This is a genomic window from Microbacterium sp. 5K110, from assembly GCF_005774735.1.
Classification (GTDB): Bacteria; Actinomycetota; Actinomycetes; order Actinomycetales; family Microbacteriaceae; genus Microbacterium.
The window spans coordinates 1-20,954 of record NZ_VBUM01000065.1; the positions used below are offsets into that span (position 1 = coordinate 1).

Sequence of the window (20,954 nt, forward strand, 5' to 3'; positions counted from 1 at the left end):
GCCCACCTCGGCGTCGGCGTCGATCACCCGGTGCTGCGCGTGCGCTCGCTGTCGTGGGCGGCAGACGGCACGCGCTTCGATTACTACGAGACGTGGGTCCTGACCGACGTCATCCCGCTCGAGGTCAGCGTCGCCGCGAGCTGACCCGCGTCAGCCCAGCATTCCGGTCGCGAATCCGCCGAGAGCGTCGATCGGGTCGGGATGCCAGCCCCGCGCCGTCGCGGCCAGCAGCGCCGCACCCACGGCAGTGACCTCCGGCTCGAGCACCGGCACCGCGGGCCCGCCGTTGACCGCCGATTTCAGCGCGATCCAGCCCGGCGAACGCACCCATCCGCCCGCGACCCGCACCGGGGCCGTCCCGCCGACGTCGTGCCGCACGGCATCCACCGCGTCGCGCCCGGCGACGGCGAGCGCCCCCAGCACCGCGGACGCGCGGACGATGGGATCGGCGGGCGCCTCCGCGGCGTAGGCCGGTTCTCCGCCACCCCGTTCCCCCGGGACGAACCAGCCCGAGTCCCACAGGTCGAGGGGCTCGGCGCGTCCGATGAGCAGATGGCGGATGCCGCGGGCCACATCGGGATCGCGTGAGGCCCACTGGACATTGCGGGCGAGCTCCTCGACGCGCAGGAGCGTGCTGCCGTCCGAGCGGATGCCGGGCGCCAGGTCCACGTGATCGTCACCGCGCCGCCGCTGAACGGGCGACTGCGCCACGACGACCTCGGCGGTGCCCATCGAGTCGAGGACTGCACCGGGGACCATGAGATCGACGCCCCATCCGCCGATCGGGTGATCGTGCCCGCCCGCCACGACCACGGCATCCGGAGCGAGGATCCCGGCCGCGCGCAGAGCGGCGGAGCGGATCGACCCGACGATCCCGCCGGTGCGCACGACGGGAGGGAGCAGTCGCTCGTCGCCGAGGGTCAGGGCGACCCGCTCGGCGTCCCAGGCACGGTCGCGGCTGCGCCACGCGGCGGTTCGCGGCGCAAGCGTGTCGCTGAGGAACGGACGCCCGGTCCACAGCACGGCGGGCAGGTCGGTGAGGGCTATCCACGCCGCTGCGCGGTCGGCGCCGAGTTGCTCCCGCGCCCAGCTCCAGCCGACGAGGGTGCGGACGGCATCCGTGTCGACGTCGAAGGTCGCGTCTGCGCGGAGGTCGGCGCGCAGACGCCGGAAGTACTCGTGGCGGAGTGGGTCGAACCACGCCAGGGCCGGAGTGAGGGGGACGAGGTCCTCGTCCACGAGCACGCCGTCCTCGCCGATGCCAGCGACGCTGAGGGCGTGCAGTTCACGGCCGCCCGCGCAGACCTCGATCACCATGTCCTCGATGGACGCGACGAGCGCCGCGGCGTCGATGGCGAGGTCTCCGCCCGCGCGACGGGTGGGTCTGCTCGCCCGGGCGACGACAGCGCCCTCTTCCGCGATCGCGACGACCTTGGTGTTCGTGCTGCCGACATCGACGCCCACGGCGACCGGCACGCGCGAACGAATGGTCACCGTCGAATCCTCCCCCGCGAAAAAAGGGCCGTCCGCGGTCCTCCTTCCGACCCTAGCGAACCTCCGGTTCAGACCGACGCGGGCACCGCGACACCGTCCGGGGCGGGGACGACGTACCCGAGCGCGACCTGCGCGTCGTGCTGTTGGCGTCGGACGTGGGGAGCCGCCGGGGCCCCCGGGATCCGATCGACCTCCACCGGCCATGCGGGGAAGTCCCCGGTCAACGCCATGGCGGCCTGCATCGCGGCTCCCTTCGCCACATACTCGTCGGGCGAGGGGACGAGAATCGGCAGGTCCACGAGTTCGGCGAGCACGCGCTGGACGGCGGCGTTCTTGGCCGCACCCCCGATCACCAGGAGGCGACGCGAGCGGATCCCGCACGCGTCCAACGCGTCGAGCATCGCGACTTGACTCGCCACCGTGCCCTCGACGATCGCGCGCGCCAGGTGCGGGCGGGTGAAGTTCGACAGTGTCGCGCCGATCACGGCGCCGCGAGCGTGCGGGAGGTCAGGGGTGCGCTCGCCCTCGAAGTACGGCAGCAGCGTCAGGCCGTCGGCTCCGGGTGGGGCCGACAGCGCGAGCGCGGCGAGCTCGTCGTGCGTGCAGCCCAGCATCTCGGCGCCGACCTGCAGATTGCGGGCGGCATTGAGCGTCGCGACGAGCGGCAGATGATCACCGGTGGCGTCGGCGTAGTTGCAGACGTATCCCGCGTAGTCGTGCACCGGGTGGGACGTGCGCGCGTAGACCACCCCCGAGGTGCCGAGGCTCAGCACCGCGTCGCCCTCGACGAGTCCGAGGGCGAGGGCGGCCGCGGCGTTGTCTCCGCTGCCCACGCCGATCGGGATGCCCGCCGGGATGCCCGGGAGTCCGGATGCCGTGCGGCCCGCCGTCGCGCGGGGCCCGAGAACGGTCGGCAGGACGACATCGTGCCCGAGTGCGTGCGCCACGAGATCGCGCTCGTACTCCCCCGTCTCCGGCGACCAGTACCCGGTGCCGGAGGCCTCGGACCGATCGGTGACCAACTGGTCGATCCCGCCGGCTCCGGAGCCGTATCCGCGCAGGCGCCACGTGAGCCAGTCGTGCACCACGGCGATTGCGGCGGTGCGAGCGGCGGCATCCGGATGCTCGTCACGGAGCCATCGGGCTTTGACGACCGTGTCCGAAACGGTCAGAGGCAGACCCGTGCGGCGGATCCAGGTGTCGCGGCCCAGCTCGGCGTTGAGTGCAACCATGTGCGGGTGCGAGCCGAGGTCGTTCCACAGCGGCGACAGCGTTGTGGGGGTGCCCTCGGCATCGAGGAAGATCGGCGTGTGCTGCTGGCCGCTCACCGAGACAGCGGCGACGTCGTCGAGGCCGCCCGCCGCGGCGACGGCCTCGAGGAGAGCCTCCCACCAGACCTCGGGGTCGACGACCGTCTGCGGCGGATGGGAGGCCGCGCCCTCGCGGACGGAGAGCCCCGTGTCGAGGTCGCGCACGGTGACCTTGCAGCTCTGGGTGGAGGAGTCGATTCCCGCGACGAGCGTCATCGCTGCGCCTTTCGTGAGGGGACGGAGAGGCGCCGAGCGACGTCGGTGATCATGAGGGCATCTCCGCGAGATGCGTCCAGCGCGCCGCGGTCCGCTCCCGCCAGTCGGCGAGGGCGGCGGTGCGACCGGCATCCGGCGGCACCTCCCGCGGTTCCGACGCGCTCCAGGGCGACCGGATGCCGTGCGCGAGAGCCTGCGCCCCGCGCGAGACCACTTCGGGGAAACCCGACACGCTCAACGGCACGCCCAGGTCGTCGGCCTTCAGCTGCAGCCACAGGGGGTTGGCGCTCGCCGGTCCGATGACCTTGACCCGGTCGAGCTCGAGACCGAACAGCGACCACACGTCGGCGACCTGCCGGACCATACCGAGGAAGCACGCGAGCACGAGTTCGACGGTCGTGGTGTCGGTGGACAGCCCGGCGATGGCGCCGCGCGCTGCGGCGTCCTTGCGCGGCGGAGGGCTGCCGCGGAACTGCGGGAGCACGAGCGGCAGCCGGTCGAGGTCGACGGCTCCCGTGATCCAGTCGCGGTGCGCCTGCGCGACGAGCGCGCCGAGCGCGGCGGCGTCCCGGTCCAGAAGGGTGCCCAGCGTCGCGAACGCCGAGCCGCCCGTGGGGATCGAGGCGAACAGCGTATAGGCGTCGCCGTCGCAGGCGAGGCCTCCCGCCACCTTTGTGGCGGCGGTCACGGAATCCAGGCGCGGGGCGTCCAGGAGCGCGAGCACGCCCTCGGTCGTACCGGTGGAGTCGAGCATCTCGCCGCGCCGCAGGTCGGCCCCGGCACCCCCGACCATGTGGTCGTGTCCGGCGACGTGCACCGTGGCCTCGTCGAGGCCCCACTCCCGCGCGGTCGCCGGCGTCATCGCGACACCCTCCGAAGCCGCCCGAAGCGGGGGGAAGACGCTCGGGTCGACGCCGAAGAGCCCGCAGACCTCGCGCGACCAGCGGCGACCGGTCAGATCGAGTGCCATCGTGCGGCTCGCCAGCGACTGCTCGGCCCAGCGGCGACCGGTCAGCAGCGCGGCGACGTACTCCGAGACGTTGAGCCACTGCGCCTCGCCCGTGGGTCCCTCCGCGTGCGAGAGCGCCCACGCGACCTTCGACAGCGCGTAGTTGGCGTTGACCGGCAGTCCGGTCACGGCGTAGACGCGCTCGCGGTCCGCCGTGGACAGCCCGGAGAGCAAGTGCGCGCCACGGTGGTCGTGCCACAGGATCATCGGCGACACGAGAGCGAGGTCGGGGTCGACGAGACCGCCGGACTCCCCGACACCCGCGATCGCGATGCACTGCACGCCGCGCCGCTCGGCCGGATCCAGCCCGTCGACGAAGGCGCGCACGGCATCCATCACCGCACCCATGTCGTAGATCTCCCCCCACGCGTCGCGCTGCGTCGGCGTCGCGCAACGATCTGCGGCACGGAGCGCTCCCTCGGCGTCGAACAGGCAGAGCTTGATGCTCGTCGTGCCGATGTCGACCGTGATCGTGGGGGTCATGGGCGTCACGCGGAGGGGTTGAGCATGCGGATGCGGCGCTCGACCACGTCGGTGATCGCGGAGACGGCGTCCAACGAGACGCGGATGAGCGAGTTCTCGTGGGGGTTCGCGGCATAAGCCTCGCCGAACGAACGGATCATGGCGTTGCGCAGGTCGCTGGCGACATTGACCTTGACCACACCGAACTCGGCGAGACGACCGAGCTGCTCGGCCGGGAGACCCGAACCGCCGTGAACGACGAGCGGTACCGGGCTCTGCTCGCGCACGCGGGAGAGGAGGTCGAAGTCGATGCGGGCGTTCGGTGCGTAGCCGTGGACGTTGCCGACCGATACGGCGAGCATGTCGCAGCCGACGGCCGCGACGAACTCGGCGACCTGGGCGGGGTTCGTCGTGCTCGCGAACTCCGGGGCGACATCGTCCTCCTTCCCGCCGATGCTGCCGAGTTCGGCCTCGAGGGCGACCTCGGTCCCGCACATCGTCCGGGCGATGGCCGACGTGGCGACGTTCTCCTCGAACGTCTCCTCCGAGGCGTCGATCATGATGGACGTGAAGTCGGCCGCGAGCGCCGCCTCGACGGCGTCCAGCGACTTGCCGTGATCGAGGTGCAACGCAACCGGTACGGGGCACTCCGCGAGCCGCCGGGCGACCATGTCGTAGATGTACTCGTAGCCCGAGAGCTTGACGTTGGTGGGGGCGACCTGGATGAAGGTCGGCACTCCGACGCGCTCGACGGCGTCGACGATTCCCATCGTCGTCTCGACGTTCGTGGTGTTGAACGCGCCCGCGACCAGCCCGCGGGCGGTGCACTCTCGGACGACTTCGTGACCGCTGACCAGTGCCATCGGCTTCCTTCCGTTGACGGGCGGCAGAGAGTCCTCAGCCCGTTCGACAGTCCGCGCCCCTCCGCGAGCGAGCCGCGCTCGCCCCGGAGTCAGCGTAATACGTAACGTCCATATCGTCCAGTCTGTACGTACAACTCATCCGACGGGTGTCCACCGTCGGTGATCCAGGCCGAGAACGCCGAAACTGCACCCCGCTGACATCCCCACGGCAGCGTGCAGTGGAGTTGTCAGCGAGATGCAGTCTCGCGGCTCGCGGTGGCGCGTCAGTCGGCGGCGCGAACCGCGGCCACCGCGTCGTACCGCTCGCGGATCTCGGGGCGGTGGTCGGGCTCGACGCGGCGCGTCGTCGCGATCGTCCAGTCCACCGGGCCGCCGGCGAACACGCCCGCGGCCTGGCGCGCGGCGCCGAGCGCGACGTACTCCCCCGCGGCGGGCACGACGATCTCGGCGTCGAAGACCTGCGCGGCGATGCGCGCGACGGCCTCGTTCGCCGCGGCACCACCGATGAGCAGCACCCGCCGCACCTCGACGCCCTGGGCCTGGATGGCCTCGAGTCCGACGGCGAGGCCGCTGAGCATGCCCTCGATCGCCGCGCGGGCGAAGTTCGGCCGGGTGGTGGATGCCAGGGTCAGACCCGTCAGCGATGCCTGCGCGTCGGGCAGGTTCGGCGTGCGCTCGCCCTCGAACCACGGCACGAGAACGACGCCGTCGGCACCCGGCTCGGCCTCCAGCGCGAGAGCGCCGAGCTCGTCGTGCGAGACGTCGAGCAGGCGCGCGAACGCGTCGAGCACGCGGGCGGCGTTGAGGGTCGCCACGAGCGGGAGGAAGCGGCCCGTGGCATCCGCGAACCCGGCCACGGCACCCGACGTGTCGCGCACGACGTGGTCGGTGACGGCGAAGACCGTGCCGGACGTACCGAGCGAGACGACGACGTCGCCCACGCCGGCGCCGAGGCCGAGCGCCGCTCCGGCGTTGTCTCCGGCGCCGGGTCCCACGAACGCGCCGCCCGGCAGGGTGCCGGCGCTGTCCCACGGCCCGAGGACTCGCGGCAGCACGGCGTCGTGTCCGAGGGCGCGTTCCAGCAGGGCACGGTCGTAGCCGTCCGCACCCCAGTACGCGGTGCCCGAGGCGTCGGAGCGGTCGGTGGTGAGCGCAGACAGGTCGGCGTTGCCCGGACCGAACCCGCGCAGGCGCCACGTCAGCCAGTCGTGCGGAAGCGCGACCGCGGCCACGCGCGCGGCGTTGTCGGGCTCGGCGTCCCGCAGCCAGCGGAGCTTCGTCGCGGTGAACGAGGCCACCGGGACGACCCCCGTGCGGTCGGCGTAGACGTCGGCGCCCACCTCCTCGATGAGGTCACGCGCGGCCTGCGCCGATCGGGTGTCGTTCCACAGCAGCGCGTCACGGATCACGCGCCCCTCGGCGTCGAGCACGACCATCCCGTGCTGCTGGCCGGCGATCGAGACCGCGGAGACATCGTCGAGGCCGCCCGCCTGCGCGATGGCATCCTGCAGCGCGATCCACCACGCCTCGGGGTCGACGGCGGTGCCGGCGGGATGCGTGGCGCGCCCCTCGCGCACGACCCGTCCGGTCTCGGCGTCGACGACCACGACCTTGCACGACTGCGTCGACGAATCGACGCCCATGACCAGAGTCATGCTCACTCCTTCTCCTCGTCGCGTCCACTTCGGCGCGACGCCTCGTCCGTTCCGTGTCCACGGCACGCCGTTCCCGATCGACGGGGCGGCGTGTCCTGGACACCCAGCGGCGGGTGCGGATACGGACCCGGATGCCGTGGCATCCGGGTCGCGCGAGAAGCGGGACCGGACGCCCCCCACGGGCATCCGGTCCCGCTCCGGCTCAGCGTGCGCCGAGCAGGTGCTCGGTGGCGAGCTGCTGCAGGCGGACGAAGCCGAAGCCCTTGCCGCCGAGGTACACGTCGGTGTCGAAGTCCTCGTAGGCGGAGCGGTCGGCGATGAGGTCGTCGTAGGTCTCGCCCTCGTTCAGCGTCGGCTGCGCGAGCTCGAGCACCTTCGCCGCCTCGAGCGCCTCCTGCACCTCGGGGTCGGCGCGGAAGGCCGCGGCGCGCTCCTTCAGCAGCAGGTAGGTGTTCATGTTGGCCGAGACCGAGTCCCAGACACCGGTCTCGTCCTCGGTGCGCGAGGGCTTGTAGTCGAAGTGCCGCGGGCCGTCGTAGGCCGGGACGCCGCCGGGGCCGCCGTTCTCGAGCAGGTCGACGAGGGCGAACGCGTTGTGCAGGTCGCCGTGGCCGAAGACGAGGTCCTGGTCGTACTTGATGCCGCGCTGACCGTTGAGGTCGATGTGGAAGAGCTTGCCGTGGTACAGCGCCTGGGCGATGCCGGCGGCGAAGTTCAGGCCCGCCATCTGCTCGTGACCGACCTCGGGGTTCAGGCCCACCAGTTCGGGACGCTCGAGCGAGTCGATGAACGCGATCGCGTGGCCGAGCGTGGGCAGCAGGATGTCCCCGCGGGGCTCGTTGGGCTTGGGCTCGATGGCGAAGCGGATGTCGTAGCCCTTGTCGGTGACGTAGTCGCCGAGCAGGTTCACGGCCTCGCGGTAGCGCTCGAGCGCCTGGCGGATGTCCTTCGCGGAGTCGTACTCGGCGCCCTCGCGGCCGCCCCACATGACGAACGTCTTCGCGCCGAGCTCGGCGGCGAGGTCGACGTTGCGCAGGACCTTGCGCAGCGCGAAGCGGCGCACGTCGCGGTCGTTGGAGGTGAAGCCGCCGTCCTTGAAGACGGGGGCCGAGAAGAGGTTCGTGGTCACCATCGGCGTGATGATGCCGGTGGCCTCCATCGCGCCCTTCAGGCGGTCGATCTGGGTCTGACGCTCGGCGTCGGTCGAACCGAACGCGAACAGGTCGTCGTCGTGGAACGTCAGGCCATACGCGCCGAGCTCGGCGAGCTTCTCGACGACGTGCACGACGTCGAGGGGCTTGCGGGTGGGGCCGCCGAACGGGTCGGTGCCGTTGTATCCGACGGTCCAGAGGCCGAACGAGAACTTGTCGTCACGGGTGGGGGTGGGCATTCCTGCTCCTTCGCATGGACGCGCACGGTCGGTTGCCGACGCACGGGGTTTTGTTGGTCTTCACAACATATACCCCGGATGCCGCGACGTCCAGCGTTCGGTCAGATCTCCCGTGCCTCATCGATCACAGCGAACACATCGGGGTCCCACGTGAGAGCCCGCTCCCAGGGCAGGCCGAAGCCCTCGGCGAAGAAGATGCTGTGCACGTGGTCGGGGAAGGAGTGCCGCGTCACGTCCGGCAGCACCGCGGCCGGCACCTCGTCGGCCCGGCCGCTCGTCATCGACACCAGACCGTCGTGCGGCCACAGCTGGCGCGGCTCGTCGGCCGCCGCGAAGTAGCCGGCTCCGATCGCGGTGACCGGGATGCCGTCGAGCACCCCCGCCTGGGCCTCGTTCCAGCCGCGCAGGAAACGGCGCGACACCTCGTCCGCGGCCCCCTGGGAGTTCGCGTCGGCGTAGGGGCGCGCCTCGGCGAAGATCTGCAGCGTGGCCGGGTCGCCGTGCGCGTCGTCCTCGGAGATCTCGCCGTCGAGGACATCGCCGAGCACCGACCCGTCCCACGGGGTGCCGAGGGTCACGAGTCGCTCGACGCGCGGACCCTCGGTGCCGAGTTCGCGGATCGCGGCGCGCGAGAACAGCCCGCCCATCGAGTGGCCGACGAGCGCGACGCTCTCCACGCCCTCCTCCGCCGCGAGGTGCCGCAAGAACCCGGCGAGCGCGACCCCGGCGTCGTCGACCCGTCCGACGGCGTTGATGGTGACCTCGGCCGGCAGCACCACCGGCACGTCGGCGAAGCCCTGCCACCCGGCATCCTCGCGGACCTCGCCCGCTCCGATGCGTGCCGGGGCGGTGAAGACCCGGATGCCGCGATCGAGGAAGTGCGCGCGCAGCGCGGTCATCGTATTGCCCGCCGCGAGGCCCGTCCCCGCGGCCCGCTCGGGGTCGGTGAAGGGGGTCACGGCGGCTCCGCCGGAGACGAGGACGACGGCATCGGCCATGGGGCGCCTTTCGAGACGGGTGGGGTTCCCGGCCAGGATAGGGCAGCGCCGCCCCGCGTGATCAGTGCGGGAGGGCGGCCTCGATCGCGGCGACGACCTCGGGCGCGTCGGGGTGGGTGCGCGGGCTGAAGCGCACGACCCGGCCGTCCGGCGCGACGACGAACTTCTCGAAGTTCCACGAGATGCGGCCCGTCTTGCCCTCGGCATCCGGGTTCTGCGTGAGCTCCTGATACAGGGGGTGGGCGTGGCGGCCGTTGACCTTGACCTTCTCGGACATCGGGAAGGTCACGCCCCACGTCGCCGAGCAGTACTCGGCGATCTTCTCTTCGTCGCTGAGCTCCTGCAGGAACTGGTTGCTCGGGAAGCCGATGACGGTGAACCCGCGGTCGGCGTACTTCTTGTGCAGCGCCTCGAGCGCCTCGTACTGGGGCGCGAGCCCGCAGCGCGAGGCGACGTTGACCACGAGCGCCGCCTTCCCCTCCGTGAGCGCCCCAAAGGTGGTCTCTTCGCCGCGGATGGTCGTGATCGGGATGCCGGAGAGGTCCATGGTCCGATCCTGGCACCGCTGCTTATGCCCCCGCCCCATTCCCGATAAACGCTTCCTGCACTGAGACACGTTCGCAGAGCGCGTTTCCCGGTGCAGGAAGCGTTTATCGCGGAGGGGCACGGGCGGGAGCGGGCGGCGGCGCGCGCATGGCACAGTGGTCGGATGGTCACAGCGAGCAGGGGCGACGGGATGCGACGCGCCAATCTGGCGCTCGTGCTGCGCACCGTGCACCGCGAGGGTCCGCGCTCGCGCGCCGCCCTCACCGAGGCCACGGGCTTGAACCGCTCGACGATCGCCGACCTCGTCGGCGAACTCGTGGGCGACGGCCTCGTCGTCGAGCGCGCCCCCGATCCGGTCGGCCGGGTGGGGCGCCCCTCCCCCACGGTGGCGCCGGACCCGCGCGTCGTCGCCCTCGGCGTCAACCCCGAGGTCGATGCGCTCGACATCGGCGCCTTCGCCCTCGACGGCACGCCCGTCGCGCGCGAGCGGCTGCCCCAGACGCGGCTGCTCACGCCCGAGCGCACGGCCGAACTGGTCGGCGAACGGCTCGCGGCCTGGCGCCGCGGACCCCTGCGCGGCCGCCGTACGGTGGGCATCGGGGTCGCCGTCCCCGGTCCCGTGCGCGCCGCCGACGGACTGGTGCGCACCGCTCCGCACCTGGAGTGGACGGATGCCGCGATCGGCGGCCTCGTGACCGCCGCGACGGGTCTGCCGTCCCGCGTGGGCAACGATGCCGCGCTCGGCGCGCTGGCCGAGTACCTCTTCGGCGCCGCCCGCGGAGCCCACGACGTCGTCTACCTCAACGGCGGCGCGAGCGGTATCGGTGGCGCCGTCATCGTCGGCGGAGTGCCCCTGGGTGGCGCCGGCGGCTACGCGGGCGAATTCGGACAGAACCGCCCCGGGATCGTCGATGCGGCCGACCGCCGCGCCGCCGACGGCGTGCTCGAGGACGAGGTGAGTCGCGCGCGCCTGCTCGCCGCGCTGGACCTCGAGGCGGCCGACGACGCCACTCTCGCCGAGGCCCTGCGCACGACGACCGCGCCGGCGGTGCACGCCGAGACCGCGCGCCAGCGACGCATCCTCGCGACGGCCCTCGCGAACGCCGCGAACGTCCTCAATCCCGCCGTCGTCGTCCTCGGCGGGTTCCTCGCGACCCTGGCCGCGCTCGACCTCGACGGACTGGACCGCGCCGTGCGGGCCCAGACGATGCCGGCGTGCGCCGAGGACCTGCGTCTGCGCGTCGCCGAGCTCGGCGAGAACCGCCTGCTCGTGGGCGCCGCCGAGGCGGTCTTCGAGGCCGAGCTGTTCCCCGCGCACTGAATCCCGGCATCCGCACCCCGTCGGGGTCCGCGCGGGAGAGGATGGACCCGGACCGACGGAGGACTCCATGACCCACACTCGCCCCTCCGGCACGAACTGGTCGGGAAACCACCGCTACCGTGCCGCCGAGACGCTGCTGCCCGCCGACCTCGACGAGCTCGCCGCCGCGATCCGGAGCGCCGACGCCCTGCGCGTGCAGGCGACGCGCCACACCTTCAACGACGTCGGCGACACCGACGGCGCGCTGATCTCGCTCGAGCAGCTGCCCGTCCGCATCGAGGTCTCCGGCGACCGCGTGCGCGTCGAGGGACTCGTCACCTTCGCGCAGCTCGCCCCGGTGCTCGAAGCCGAGGGACGCGCGCTGCACAACCTCGGCTCCCTCCCCCACATCTCCGTGGCCGGCGCGACCGCGACGGGAACACACGGTTCCGGGAGCGCCAACGGCAACCTCTCCAGCGCCGTGACGGCGGTGGAGACGATGGATGCCACCGGCACCGTGCAGCGCATCGACCCGACGCACCCGTGGTTCCCGGCCGCCGCCCTCGGCCTCGGGGCCCTGGGCGTCGTGACGGCGGTGGAACTGCGCACCGTCCCGACCTACACCGTGACCGCACAGGCGTACACGGGCGTCGCATGGGAGGACCTGACCGCGGATCCGCGACGATTGTTCGCGAGCGCGCACAGCGTCAGCGTCTTCACGACGTGGGGCGACCCCGCGCACGACCTCGTCTGGATCAAGGCGACGGATGCCGATGCGGAACCCGGCTACGTCCGCGACATCGGGGGCGTCGACGTCGGGGCCGACCTGCATCTCGGGCGCATCCGGACCGTGGGCAACACGACCGAGCGGGGAACACCGGGCCCGTGGCACACGCGGCTTCCGCACTTCCGCGCCGAGGCTCTCCCGAGCGACGGCGACGAGATCCAGTCCGAGTACTTCGTGCCCCTCGACGCGGCCGCCGAGGCGCTCGCGGCGGTACGGGCGGTGGCATCCACGATCGATCCCGTGCTGCTGGTGTCGGAGCTGCGCACCGTCGCGGCGGACGACCTCTGGCTCAGCCCGGCGTCCGGCCGGGACGTGCTCGCGATCCACTTCACCTGGCGGAACGACAATGCGGGAGTGGCGGCCGTGCTGCCCGCGGTCGAGGACGCGCTCGCTCCGTTCGCGGCCCGTCCCCACTGGGGCAAGGCGTTCACGATGCCGGGCGAGACCGTTCGCGCGACGCTGGCCCACGTCGACGACTTCGTCGCGGTGGCGCGGGCGGCCGACCCGCGCGGCGTCTTCCGCAACGCCTTCCTGGGTCGCACGCTCGGGCTCTGAGGCGGCCCCTCGGAGCGGAGGCGGCTCGCGATCCCCACGTGAGAATCGCGAGCCGCTCGGGCGATCGATGGGGTGAAGGATCGCGGTCGGACCGCCGTCCGGGCGGGAGGCGGTGCCGCGCGCACCGCGCCGCGGTCCAGAGTGGACGGCGCCCGTCCCCCACCCGAGAGGTGCCATGACCGCTGAGTCGCCCCGCTCGGCCGGCTGGGTCGCGATCGCCTCCGGCGCTCTCGACGTCTCCGCGTCCGATCTGTTCACCCCGGATGCCGAGATCCTCCTCCTACCCGCGCAGCCCGGCGAGCCGTTCTGCCTCACCGGCGACGGGGCGCGGACGTGGCGACGGCTCGTGACCGACGGGCCGCTGTCTCCGGCGGACGACGGAGAACGGCACATCCTCGACGACATGGCCGCCCTCGGTATCGCGTCGCCCGATCCGACGCACCCGGCCCGGATCACCCGCCTCGATCCCCCGCGGCTCTCCTCGCCGTTCCACGAACTGGCGTACGCCCTCACCGCGCGGCTCGCCGCGGAGCGCGGCATCCCGTGCGTCTTCGTGAAGGGCCCCGCCCTGCACCACCAGGGCCTCCGGGAACGCGAGCACTCGGGCGACGTCGACGTCTGGTGCCGCCCCGAGCACGGGGACGCGCTCGCCGAAGCCCTCGCGGAGTGGGGATGGCGTCGCGAGCCGGATCCGTGGCGGGGCACGTCGGTGCACCACACCGCCACCATGACCCCCGGCGACTGGGGATGCGAGATCGACGTGCACCGGCGCATCCCGGGTCTCGTCCTCGACGACGCCGACGCGTTCGAGGCGGTCGCGGGCCGATCGGACCCGGTCGTCTACGCGGGGGTGGCCGTGTCGATTCCCCGCACCGACGTGCACGCCGTCCTGGCCGCGGTGCATGCCGTGCGCCCCGAGATCGGAGCCGGTGCGCGATCGGCCGCGGCGTCGGCGACCGCTACGGCGATGCTCGCCGTCGCCCCCGGCAGCGGCGAACGGGCGTGCGAACTCGGAGCGGTGCCGGTGCTCGAACGCGAGCTGGCGGGCCTCCTGCCGGAGCAGACGATCCGGCAGTACCGCGGCGGCATCCCGCACGACTGGGCGTGGCGCGGCGCGCCGGACCCGGTTCGCGCGTACTGGAGAGCGCTGCGGGAAGAGCCCTTGGCCACCCGCGTACGTGTGCTGTGGCGGTTCGTGTGGCCGCCCGACGACATCGCTCTCGCGTCGGCTCGCCATGCCGGCGACGTCGCCGCGTCGCCCACGACCGCGCGCTGGCGACGACTGGCACGGGGCCTGCGGAGCGTGCGAGGAGCGTCGCGCTGACGAGAGACGTCGCAGCCGGTGGCGTCAGCTCCAGCGGACCCGGCGCTCGGCACGGGTCAGGGGAACGGCACCTCCCAGGTCCGCCTCTTCGCGTTCGAACCACCGCCGCGTGGCGAAGACGAACAGGGGCACGAGCGCCGAGGCCGACAACGGCCCCCAGCCCACCAGGGGGAAGGGCGTCTCGGTGGCCCCCATGGCGAGAAGTCCCACGATGAACGCGATTCCGGCCACCGACGACGAGCGCACCGGGTCCGTGGCCGCGCCCCTCAGTGCGGCCACGATGACCGCGAGCCAGGCCACGAGGACGATGGCCCCGCCGATCACGAGCGTCGTGAGGACGAGGTTGTGCGCGTGGCTCGCGGCGCTGGAGAGCACCTTGCGCAGCACGGCGTAGTTGTCGGCGTACCAGTGGGCCCCGAGGCCGAACAGCCCGTGGTCGCCGAGCGCTTCGCGGTTGTAGATCCAGATCGCCCCGCGCGACGTGAAGGCCTCGGGATCGGTCTCGGTGAAGGGAATGCGGACGACCGCGATGAGCGCGCCGACGGCGCCGATCGTGCCGACGACGACGAACCCCGTGCGCGGGAGGAGGCGTGAGAGCACGACGATCGCGAGCATCACGCCGGCGCCGACGAGCGCGGTGCGCGACGAGCTGAGGACGAGGGCCCACACGACGACGGCCAGGAGCGTCCAGCGCACGAGCGGTCGGCGGACCAGGAATATGCACGGCATCGACAGCGCCAGGAACATCCCGAACGTGTTCGAGTGGGAGAAGATCCCGGCCAGCAGCGGCGCCCCGGTGAGCGACTTGTCGAAGGTCCCCGTGCCGCCGGAGATGACCACCGCCGCGGGCGCCGCGTACATCGCGACGATCGATCCCGCAGCGACCGCGGCCCCCGCATAGCCGAGCACCGCGAGATCCGCCGGTTTCACCCGCACGCTCACCAGGAGAGCGCCGGCCGCGGCGGTCAGGAGAAGACCGAACGTCGGGGTCCGACCGTGGACGAACTCGTTGGCCGCGAGGACCAGACCGGGCGCCACGACCAGGAGCAGGCTCGGTCCGGAGACCCGCGCGAACAGGACGACGAGCAGCACCGCCGCCGCGGCGATGACCGGCACGACGATGCTGCCGGCCTCGTCGATCGCCGCCACGACGGGGTTCGTCGCGGTCGCGCCCTCCTTGTAGTGGGCGCGGTCGGTGAGGACGGTCTCGATGAGCGGCCCCAACAGCGAGTACACGGCCAACACGAGCACCATCAGCCGCCGCGCCACGGGCGAGTCCACTAACCCGGTCGGACCCGCGGACGGCGCGACGGCGGTCTCTCGTCGGCTGGCTAGCGTGCTCACGGCCGACACCGTACAACCCCAGGAGCGCGCGATGACCACGAGCACCGTCGTCGCTCCCCGGCGCCGCGGGGCCGCCCTGCTGCTCGGCGCGCAGTGGGTGCGGTACCTGTCCCAGCTCGCGGGCCTGGTCCTGCTCGCGCGCCTGGTGGGCCCGGCGGACGCCGGCATCGTCGCTCTGGCGGGAGCGCTCGCGGGACTCGCGGCGGTCCTCGGCGACTTCGGACTCAGCATGGCGGCCCTGCGCGCCCCGACCCTGACGGCGGCGCAGCGCACGTCCCTGTTCTGGGCGAACACGGTGATCGGGCTCATCGCCACGGGCCTGGTCGTCGCCGTCGCCCCGGCCTTCGCCGCGTTCTACGACGACCCGCGGCTGATCCCCGTGCTCGCCGTCCTGGCACCCGCCTTCGTCCTGCGCTCGGCCAGCGCGCAGTTCCGCGTCGAACTGAACCGGTCGGGGCGCCTGGGGCGCCTGGCGGCGGCCGAGCTCGCCGGCGACCTCATCGGGCTGGCGGCGGCGATCGTGCTCGCTCTGCTGGGCGGCGGTGCTCTCGCCCTGGCCTCGCAGGGCGGCGTGGCGGCTCTGGTCACGCTCGGGGCGACGGTGATCCTCACCCCGTGGCATCCGGGTCTGCCTCGCCGCGGGTCCGACATGCGGGGATTGCTCACGTTCGGAGGCCACACGTTCCTCGTCCACGCGCTGAACTACGTCTCGACCAACATCGGCACGCTTGCCGTCGGGAGGGTGGCGAACGATCGGGCCGTCGGTCTCTTCAGCCGGGCGACCCAGCTGGTGAATCTCCCGATCGATCAGCTCGTGACGCCGCTCACGCGCGTGGTCGTCCCGACCCTCGCGGATGCCTCAGACCCGACACCCCTCGAGGACCGCCTGGCGAAGTACCAGACGGCGCTGAGCTATCCCGTGCTGGCCTACGTGAGCCTGTTCGCGGTCACGGCGGAGCCGGCGATCCGCGTCGTGCTCGGAGCCCCGTGGGCAGGGGCGGCGGCGTACGTCCCGATCTTCGCCATCGGGGCGGTGTTCCAGACGCTCGGCTACCCGCAGTACTGGGCGTTCGTGGCGACCGGCCGATCGGGCCTCCTGCTGTGGTGCGAAGCCACGGGCCGGATCCTCATGATCGCCCTCGTCGTGGCGCTGTCCGCCCTGGGCCCGGCCGGAGTGGCGGTCGCGATGTCGATCGGGCAGTTCGCCCTGTGGGCAGCGGCGTTCCTCGTGCTGCCGCGGACCGGGGTGTCCTCGGTGCGGCTGCTGCGCGCCTCGCTGCGTCCCGTGGGGGTATTCACGGTCGGCGCGATCGTGGCATCCGTCGTCGACGTGTCGTTCTTCACCCCGCTCGATCCCGGGCTGCGGCTGCTCGCGGCCGGTGGAGCGTGGGCGATCGTCGTGGGCACGCTGCTTCCGCTCGTGGCACGCCGCGACCTCCGATCCCTGTGGGGCGCCCTCCGCCGGCGGTGACGGCGACACCCGACCCGCCGACCCGACGAGAGGGCCCCATGCTGCGCACCCACCGAGACACGGGCGAGCGCTGATGGCGCGCTGCCTCGTGATCGGCGCCAACGGCTTCCTCGGGTCGCGGCTGACCGACGCACTGTCCGCCGCCGGGCACGACGTCACCGGCTTCGACCGCTTCCGCGACGGCATCCACTCGTACACGTCTCCGGACGTCGTCCCCGTCGCGGGCGACTTCCTCGACCCCGACGACGTCGCGGCGGCGGTGTCGGGCCACGAGTACGTGTTCCATTTCCTCTCGACCACGACACCGGCCAGCGCCGACCGCGAACCCACCGTCGATCTGCGCACCAACGTCAGCGCGAGCGTCGAACTGCTGTCGCTGTGCGCGGCGGCGGGTGTGCGACGGGTGTTCTTCGCGTCGAGCGGCGGAGCGATCTACGGCCCGCAGGCGCGACGCACGTTCGACGAGGACGCCCCGCTGCGGCCGGTATCGCCCTACGGCATCGGCAAACTGACCATCGAGCGGTACCTCGACTACTACGCCACCACCGCAGGCTTGGAGTCCGTCGCCCTGCGCATCTCGAACCCGTACGGACCCCGCGCACGACCGGCGACGGGGCAAGGGATCATCCCGATCACGCTGGAGCGCATCCGGCGCGGGGAGCCGGCGGTCCAGGTCGGCGACGGCTCGATGATCCGCGACTACATCCACGTCGACGACCTCGTCGGCCGGATCCTGCGCATGCTCGACCACGCGCCACGCCACCGCGCGTACAACCTCGGCAGCGGACTCGGGCACTCCGTCGCCGATGTCTTCGCCGCGATCCGCACGGTGGTCGGGCACGACTTCGCGATCACCCGCGCACCGCAGCCGGCCACCTTCGTCGATCACGTCGTGCTCGAGGTCGGCCGCTTCCGCGCCGAGTACGGCACCGACCGCGACCGGACCCTCGCCGAGGGCATCGCCGACACCTGGACGAGGATGACCACGCCATGACGAGAGTGCTGCACGTGACCGAAGCGATGGGCAGCGGCGTGCTGAGCCTGGTCGACAGCATCAGCCGCCGCCAGGCCGAGCAGGGCGCCGACGTGGAGGTGCTGTTCGCCCCGCGCCCCGAGACCCCGACCGACGAGGCGCTGCGCGCACGTTTCGACGCCCGCGTCGCGCTGCGGCGCGTGTCGACCGGGAGCCGGATCGGCGATCTGCGGGCTCTGTCCCGTGCCGTGGCCCGCGCGGCCGACGGCGTCGACGCGGTGCACGCGCACTCGAGCATCGGAGGGGCCGTCGCCCGCCTCGCGGTGCGTCGCCGGCTCCCGGCCGAGCGTGTCTTCTTCTCGCCGCACGGGTTCGCCTTCCTGCGGCTCGACCTGCCCGGGCCCCTCCGGTACACCGCCCGCATCGTGGAGCGGACCCTTGCCCGCCGCTCGACGCTCGTGCTCACCTCGCCGTCCGAGTTCGCGCTGGCGACCGCAGAACTCCGACCCGCGCGGGCGCACCTGCTCCAGACCGGGATCCCCTCCGAGACCGTCTCGCGTACCGCACGCGTCGCCGACCCGGGGCGACGGCCGGTCGTCGGGATGGTCGGGCGGGTCGTCCACCAGAAGGCGCCGTGGCGGTTCGCCGCCGCCGCGCGCGCACTCGGCGAACGGGCCGACTTCGTGTGGATCGGCGGGGGCTCCGCCGACGATGAGCGGCGCTGGTTCGGCGACGCCCCCGTGCGGGTGACCGGGTGGGTCTCGCCCGGCGAGCTGGCCGAGCTGATCGACGACATGGACGTCCTGCTGTTCCCCTCCCTCTGGGAGGGGATGTCGCTCTCGCTCATCCAGGCGCAGGCGCAAGGGATCCCCGCCGTCGTCTCGAACGTCGTCGGCAATCGCGACAGCGTCCTGGATGGCGTCACGGGCTACGTCTGCTCCGACGACGACGCCCTCATCGCCGCCACCGGACGACTGCTCGACGATCCGCGGCTCCGGGAGCGGATGTCGGCCGCCGCACTGGAGTGGGCCCGACGCGCGCTGACCGACGACGCCCTCGGGCGCGACTCGCTCGCGCTCTACCGGAGAGCGGCAGCGGACGGGACCGCGGCGGAGACGGAGCGGAGTCGGGTCGGATGATCGTCGTCAACGCCCGGTTCCTGACGCAGAGCACCACCGGCATCCAGCGCTTCGCGACCGAGATCGCGCGCGAACTCCTCCGCCTCCGCGCGGACGTCGTGCTCGCCGTCCCGCGTGGGCCGATCGACCCGCGCGGTCTCGATGAGACGCGCATCGTGCGCGTCGGACGTCTCGCGGGACACGCCTGGGAGCAGATCGACCTGCCCCTGTTCGCCCGGCGCCGAGGCGCGGTGGTGCTGGGTCTCGCGAGCACCGGCCCCGTCTGGTACCGCCCCCAGGTGTCCACCCATCACGACGTCACGTGGCTCCGGCATCCCGACAGCTTCGGTCGGCGCTTCCGTGCGGTGTACGGACTGATCGTCCCGCGGCTCATCGACCACAGCGAGCGGCTGCTCACCGTCAGCGCATTCTCGAGGGGCGAGATCGCGGCGCACTTCGGCATCTCCCCCGAGAGGCTCACGATCGTCCCCAACGCGGCCGATGCCCGGTTCCGACCGGCGGACGACGACGCCCCGCGCGCGACGGAACGGTACCTGCTGGCGGTGTCGTCGCCCAACGCCCACAAGAACTTCGCGCGGATGATCGACGGCTTCCGCCGGTTCTCCCGTGCGCACCCCGACGTCGAACTACGGGTCGTGGGCAGTCAGACACGCAGCTTCGCCCGTCAGGAGTACGACGCGTCCGACGCGCGCGTCCGGTTCCTCGGCCGGGTCGACGACGCCGCGTTGGCCGAGCTGTACCGCGGAGCTCTCGCCTTCGTCTTCCCCTCGCTGTACGAGGGTTTCGGCATCCCTCCCCTCGAGGCTCAGCAGTGCGGGTGCCCGGTGATCGCCGCGCGCGCGGCATCCCTGCCCGAAGTGCTCAGCGACTCTGCCCTCTTCGTCGACCCGTACGACGTCGACGACCTCGCCGCGGCGATGGCGCGGATCGTCGACGACGACGGGCTGCGGGCACGACTGTCGGACGAAGGGCTCCGCAATGCGGGGCGTTTCTCGTGGCGCACGTCGGCCGAACGCGTCTCGCGCGTCCTCGACGACGTCGTGGCCGGGAGGGCGCCCCGTTCCCGCGAACCGCACCGCGTCGGGCTCTGACGCGTCATCGCGCACGCGTCAAGGGCGCGCATCGGGAGCCCGCCTCTGCCTAACGTCGCTGCATGACCACCGATCGCGACCAGTTCACTTTCGACAACCCCGTCACGCGCTACGCCCGCGTCGAGCCTCCGGTCCAGCACCAGCCCGAACCGGGTCTCCAGGCCGACATGACGCCCGTCCCCGATCTCGGCGAGAAGACGTATCGCGGGCTCGGGCGTCTCACCGGCCGGAAGGCGCTCATCACCGGCGGGGACTCGGGCATCGGCGGCGCCGTCGCGATCGCGTTCGCGCGCGAGGGCGCCGACGTGGCGATCGTGCACCTCCCCGACGAGCAGCGCGACGCCGACCACGTGCTCGCGCAGATCCGGGATGCCGGCCGCACCGGCGTCTCGATCGCGACCGACATCACCGACCCCGGCGCGTGCCGTGCCCTCGTCGCCGACGCCGCGGAGGCGCTCGGCGGGCTCGACATCCTGGTGAACAACGCCGGCAAGCAGGTGATGGTCGAGAAGGTCGACGACCTGTCCGATGAGCAGTTCGAGCTGACCTTCCGCACGAACGTGTTCGCGCCGTTCTGGATCACCAAAGCGGCCCTCGCTCACTTGCCCGAGGGCGGCTCGATCATCAACACCGCGTCGCTCGAGGCGTACGTCCCCGCCCCGGACCGGCTCGACTACGCGGCCACCAAAGCCGCGATCAACAACCTGTCCAAGGGGCTGGCGCAGCAGCTGGCGTCCCGTGGCATCCGAGTCAACGTCGTGGCTCCCGGGCCGACGTGGTCGGCGCTGCAGGTGAGCCAGGGCGTCTCCGACGACCAGATGGAGCACTTCGACGACGAGAGCACCTACCAGCGCGCCGGGCAGCCCGCCGAGATCGCGCCCGCGTTCGTGTTCCTCGCCTCGGCGGAATCCAGCTACGTCTCGGGCGAGACCCTCAACGTCAACGGCGGCATGGTCACGCCGTAGCCCCGGGTTGTGGCATCCGCCCGCCCCCGCACAACTCCGGCGGATGCCACACCCCGACGCCC

At 72.5% G+C, this 20,954-nt stretch carries 17 protein-coding genes; 8 read left to right on the forward strand and 9 right to left on the reverse strand.

Annotation, left to right across the window (positions count from 1 at the left end; translation table 11 throughout):
* Positions 1-150: 150 nt before the first annotated feature.
* From FE256_RS13310 to FE256_RS13345, 8 genes are all read right to left on the reverse strand, one after another.
* Positions 151-1,494: an FGGY-family carbohydrate kinase gene (locus FE256_RS13310; protein ID WP_171024337.1), complete on the reverse strand. Its 1,344-nt coding sequence runs from the start codon at positions 1,492-1,494 to the stop codon at positions 151-153.
* Between the two features lie 68 nt (positions 1,495-1,562).
* Positions 1,563-3,020 (reverse strand): FGGY-family carbohydrate kinase, encoded by a 1,458-nt coding sequence (locus tag FE256_RS13315; RefSeq protein ID WP_138176396.1) that lies wholly within the window; start codon positions 3,018-3,020, stop codon positions 1,563-1,565.
* 49 nt (positions 3,021-3,069) lie between these two features.
* Complete coding sequence (locus tag FE256_RS13320) at positions 3,070-4,512, reverse strand: FGGY-family carbohydrate kinase (protein ID WP_138176398.1); 1,443 nt, start codon at positions 4,510-4,512, stop codon at positions 3,070-3,072.
* 5 nt (positions 4,513-4,517) lie between these two features.
* The gene (locus FE256_RS13325; protein WP_138176400.1) at positions 4,518-5,354 is read right to left on the reverse strand and encodes a class II fructose-bisphosphate aldolase; all 837 of its coding nucleotides are present in this window, start codon (positions 5,352-5,354) and stop codon (positions 4,518-4,520) included.
* 263 nt (positions 5,355-5,617) lie between these two features.
* Positions 5,618-7,009 (reverse strand): xylulokinase, encoded by a 1,392-nt coding sequence (xylB, locus tag FE256_RS13330; protein ID WP_138176402.1) that lies wholly within the window; start codon positions 7,007-7,009, stop codon positions 5,618-5,620.
* A 202-nt stretch (positions 7,010-7,211) separates the two neighbouring features.
* Positions 7,212-8,399: a xylose isomerase gene (xylA, locus tag FE256_RS13335; RefSeq protein WP_138176404.1), complete on the reverse strand. Its 1,188-nt coding sequence runs from the start codon at positions 8,397-8,399 to the stop codon at positions 7,212-7,214.
* 101 nt (positions 8,400-8,500) lie between these two features.
* Entirely contained in the window at positions 8,501-9,397 is an 897-nt protein-coding gene (locus tag FE256_RS13340) for a lipase family alpha/beta hydrolase (protein WP_138176406.1), read from the reverse strand.
* Positions 9,398-9,458: 61 nt separating this feature from the next.
* Complete coding sequence (locus FE256_RS13345) at positions 9,459-9,944, reverse strand: glutathione peroxidase (protein WP_138176407.1); 486 nt, start codon at positions 9,942-9,944, stop codon at positions 9,459-9,461.
* 189 nt (positions 9,945-10,133) lie between these two features.
* Here FE256_RS13345 and FE256_RS13350 point away from each other — a divergent pair, with 189 nt between their 5' ends.
* From FE256_RS13350 to FE256_RS13360, 3 genes are all read left to right on the forward strand, one after another.
* Positions 10,134-11,264, forward strand: a complete 1,131-nt coding sequence (locus FE256_RS13350; protein ID WP_252371023.1) for an ROK family transcriptional regulator — start codon at positions 10,134-10,136, stop codon at positions 11,262-11,264.
* A gap of 67 nt (positions 11,265-11,331) precedes the next feature.
* On the forward strand, positions 11,332-12,585 hold the full coding sequence (locus FE256_RS13355; protein ID WP_138176411.1) for a D-arabinono-1,4-lactone oxidase: 1,254 nt from the start codon (positions 11,332-11,334) through the stop codon (positions 12,583-12,585).
* A gap of 175 nt (positions 12,586-12,760) precedes the next feature.
* Positions 12,761-13,909 (forward strand): nucleotidyltransferase family protein, encoded by a 1,149-nt coding sequence (locus FE256_RS13360; protein WP_138176413.1) that lies wholly within the window; start codon positions 12,761-12,763, stop codon positions 13,907-13,909.
* 24 nt (positions 13,910-13,933) lie between these two features.
* Here FE256_RS13360 and FE256_RS13365 read toward each other — a convergent pair whose 3' ends face one another.
* Entirely contained in the window at positions 13,934-15,253 is a 1,320-nt protein-coding gene (locus FE256_RS13365; protein WP_171024338.1) for an O-antigen ligase family protein, read from the reverse strand.
* 31 nt (positions 15,254-15,284) lie between these two features.
* On the opposite strand from FE256_RS13365, the gene FE256_RS13370 reads away from it, so the two are divergent.
* From FE256_RS13370 to FE256_RS13390, 5 genes are all read left to right on the forward strand, one after another.
* Positions 15,285-16,724, forward strand: a complete 1,440-nt coding sequence (locus tag FE256_RS13370; RefSeq protein WP_171024339.1) for an oligosaccharide flippase family protein — start codon at positions 15,285-15,287, stop codon at positions 16,722-16,724.
* A gap of 73 nt (positions 16,725-16,797) precedes the next feature.
* Positions 16,798-17,718 (forward strand): NAD-dependent epimerase/dehydratase family protein, encoded by a 921-nt coding sequence (locus FE256_RS13375; protein WP_138176420.1) that lies wholly within the window; start codon positions 16,798-16,800, stop codon positions 17,716-17,718.
* Complete coding sequence (locus FE256_RS13380) at positions 17,715-18,836, forward strand: glycosyltransferase (protein ID WP_138176422.1); 1,122 nt, start codon at positions 17,715-17,717, stop codon at positions 18,834-18,836. Before FE256_RS13375 ends, FE256_RS13380 begins: the two co-directional genes overlap by 4 nt.
* Positions 18,833-19,927, forward strand: coding sequence for a glycosyltransferase family 4 protein (locus FE256_RS13385; RefSeq protein WP_138176424.1), 1,095 nt, complete (start codon positions 18,833-18,835; stop codon positions 19,925-19,927). Before FE256_RS13380 ends, FE256_RS13385 begins: the two co-directional genes overlap by 4 nt.
* A 62-nt stretch (positions 19,928-19,989) precedes the next feature.
* Positions 19,990-20,892 (forward strand): SDR family oxidoreductase, encoded by a 903-nt coding sequence (locus FE256_RS13390; protein WP_138176426.1) that lies wholly within the window; start codon positions 19,990-19,992, stop codon positions 20,890-20,892.
* The last annotated feature ends 62 nt before the right edge of the window (positions 20,893-20,954 follow it).

Excerpts from the sequence above, each read along its gene's own strand:
- FE256_RS13315 (WP_138176396.1), bottom strand. The coding sequence starts at position 3,020 with ATGACGCTCGTCGCGGGAATCGACTCCTCCACCCAGAGCTGCAAGGTC.
- FE256_RS13320 (WP_138176398.1), bottom strand. The coding sequence starts at position 4,512 with ATGACCCCCACGATCACGGTCGACATCGGCACGACGAGCATCAAGCTC.
- FE256_RS13325 (WP_138176400.1), bottom strand. The coding sequence starts at position 5,354 with ATGGCACTGGTCAGCGGTCACGAAGTCGTCCGAGAGTGCACCGCCCGC.
- xylB (WP_138176402.1), bottom strand. The coding sequence starts at position 7,009 with ATGACTCTGGTCATGGGCGTCGATTCGTCGACGCAGTCGTGCAAGGTC.
- xylA (WP_138176404.1), bottom strand. The coding sequence starts at position 8,399 with ATGCCCACCCCCACCCGTGACGACAAGTTCTCGTTCGGCCTCTGGACC.
- FE256_RS13340 (WP_138176406.1), bottom strand. The coding sequence starts at position 9,397 with ATGGCCGATGCCGTCGTCCTCGTCTCCGGCGGAGCCGCCGTGACCCCC.
- FE256_RS13345 (WP_138176407.1), bottom strand. The coding sequence starts at position 9,944 with ATGGACCTCTCCGGCATCCCGATCACGACCATCCGCGGCGAAGAGACC.
- FE256_RS13350 (WP_252371023.1), top strand. The coding sequence starts at position 10,134 with ATGCGACGCGCCAATCTGGCGCTCGTGCTGCGCACCGTGCACCGCGAG.
- FE256_RS13355 (WP_138176411.1), top strand. The coding sequence starts at position 11,332 with ATGACCCACACTCGCCCCTCCGGCACGAACTGGTCGGGAAACCACCGC.
- FE256_RS13360 (WP_138176413.1), top strand. The coding sequence starts at position 12,761 with ATGACCGCTGAGTCGCCCCGCTCGGCCGGCTGGGTCGCGATCGCCTCC.
- FE256_RS13370 (WP_171024339.1), top strand. The coding sequence starts at position 15,285 with ATGACCACGAGCACCGTCGTCGCTCCCCGGCGCCGCGGGGCCGCCCTG.
- FE256_RS13375 (WP_138176420.1), top strand. The coding sequence starts at position 16,798 with ATGGCGCGCTGCCTCGTGATCGGCGCCAACGGCTTCCTCGGGTCGCGG.
- FE256_RS13380 (WP_138176422.1), top strand. The coding sequence starts at position 17,715 with ATGACGAGAGTGCTGCACGTGACCGAAGCGATGGGCAGCGGCGTGCTG.
- FE256_RS13385 (WP_138176424.1), top strand. The coding sequence starts at position 18,833 with ATGATCGTCGTCAACGCCCGGTTCCTGACGCAGAGCACCACCGGCATC.
- FE256_RS13390 (WP_138176426.1), top strand. The coding sequence starts at position 19,990 with ATGACCACCGATCGCGACCAGTTCACTTTCGACAACCCCGTCACGCGC.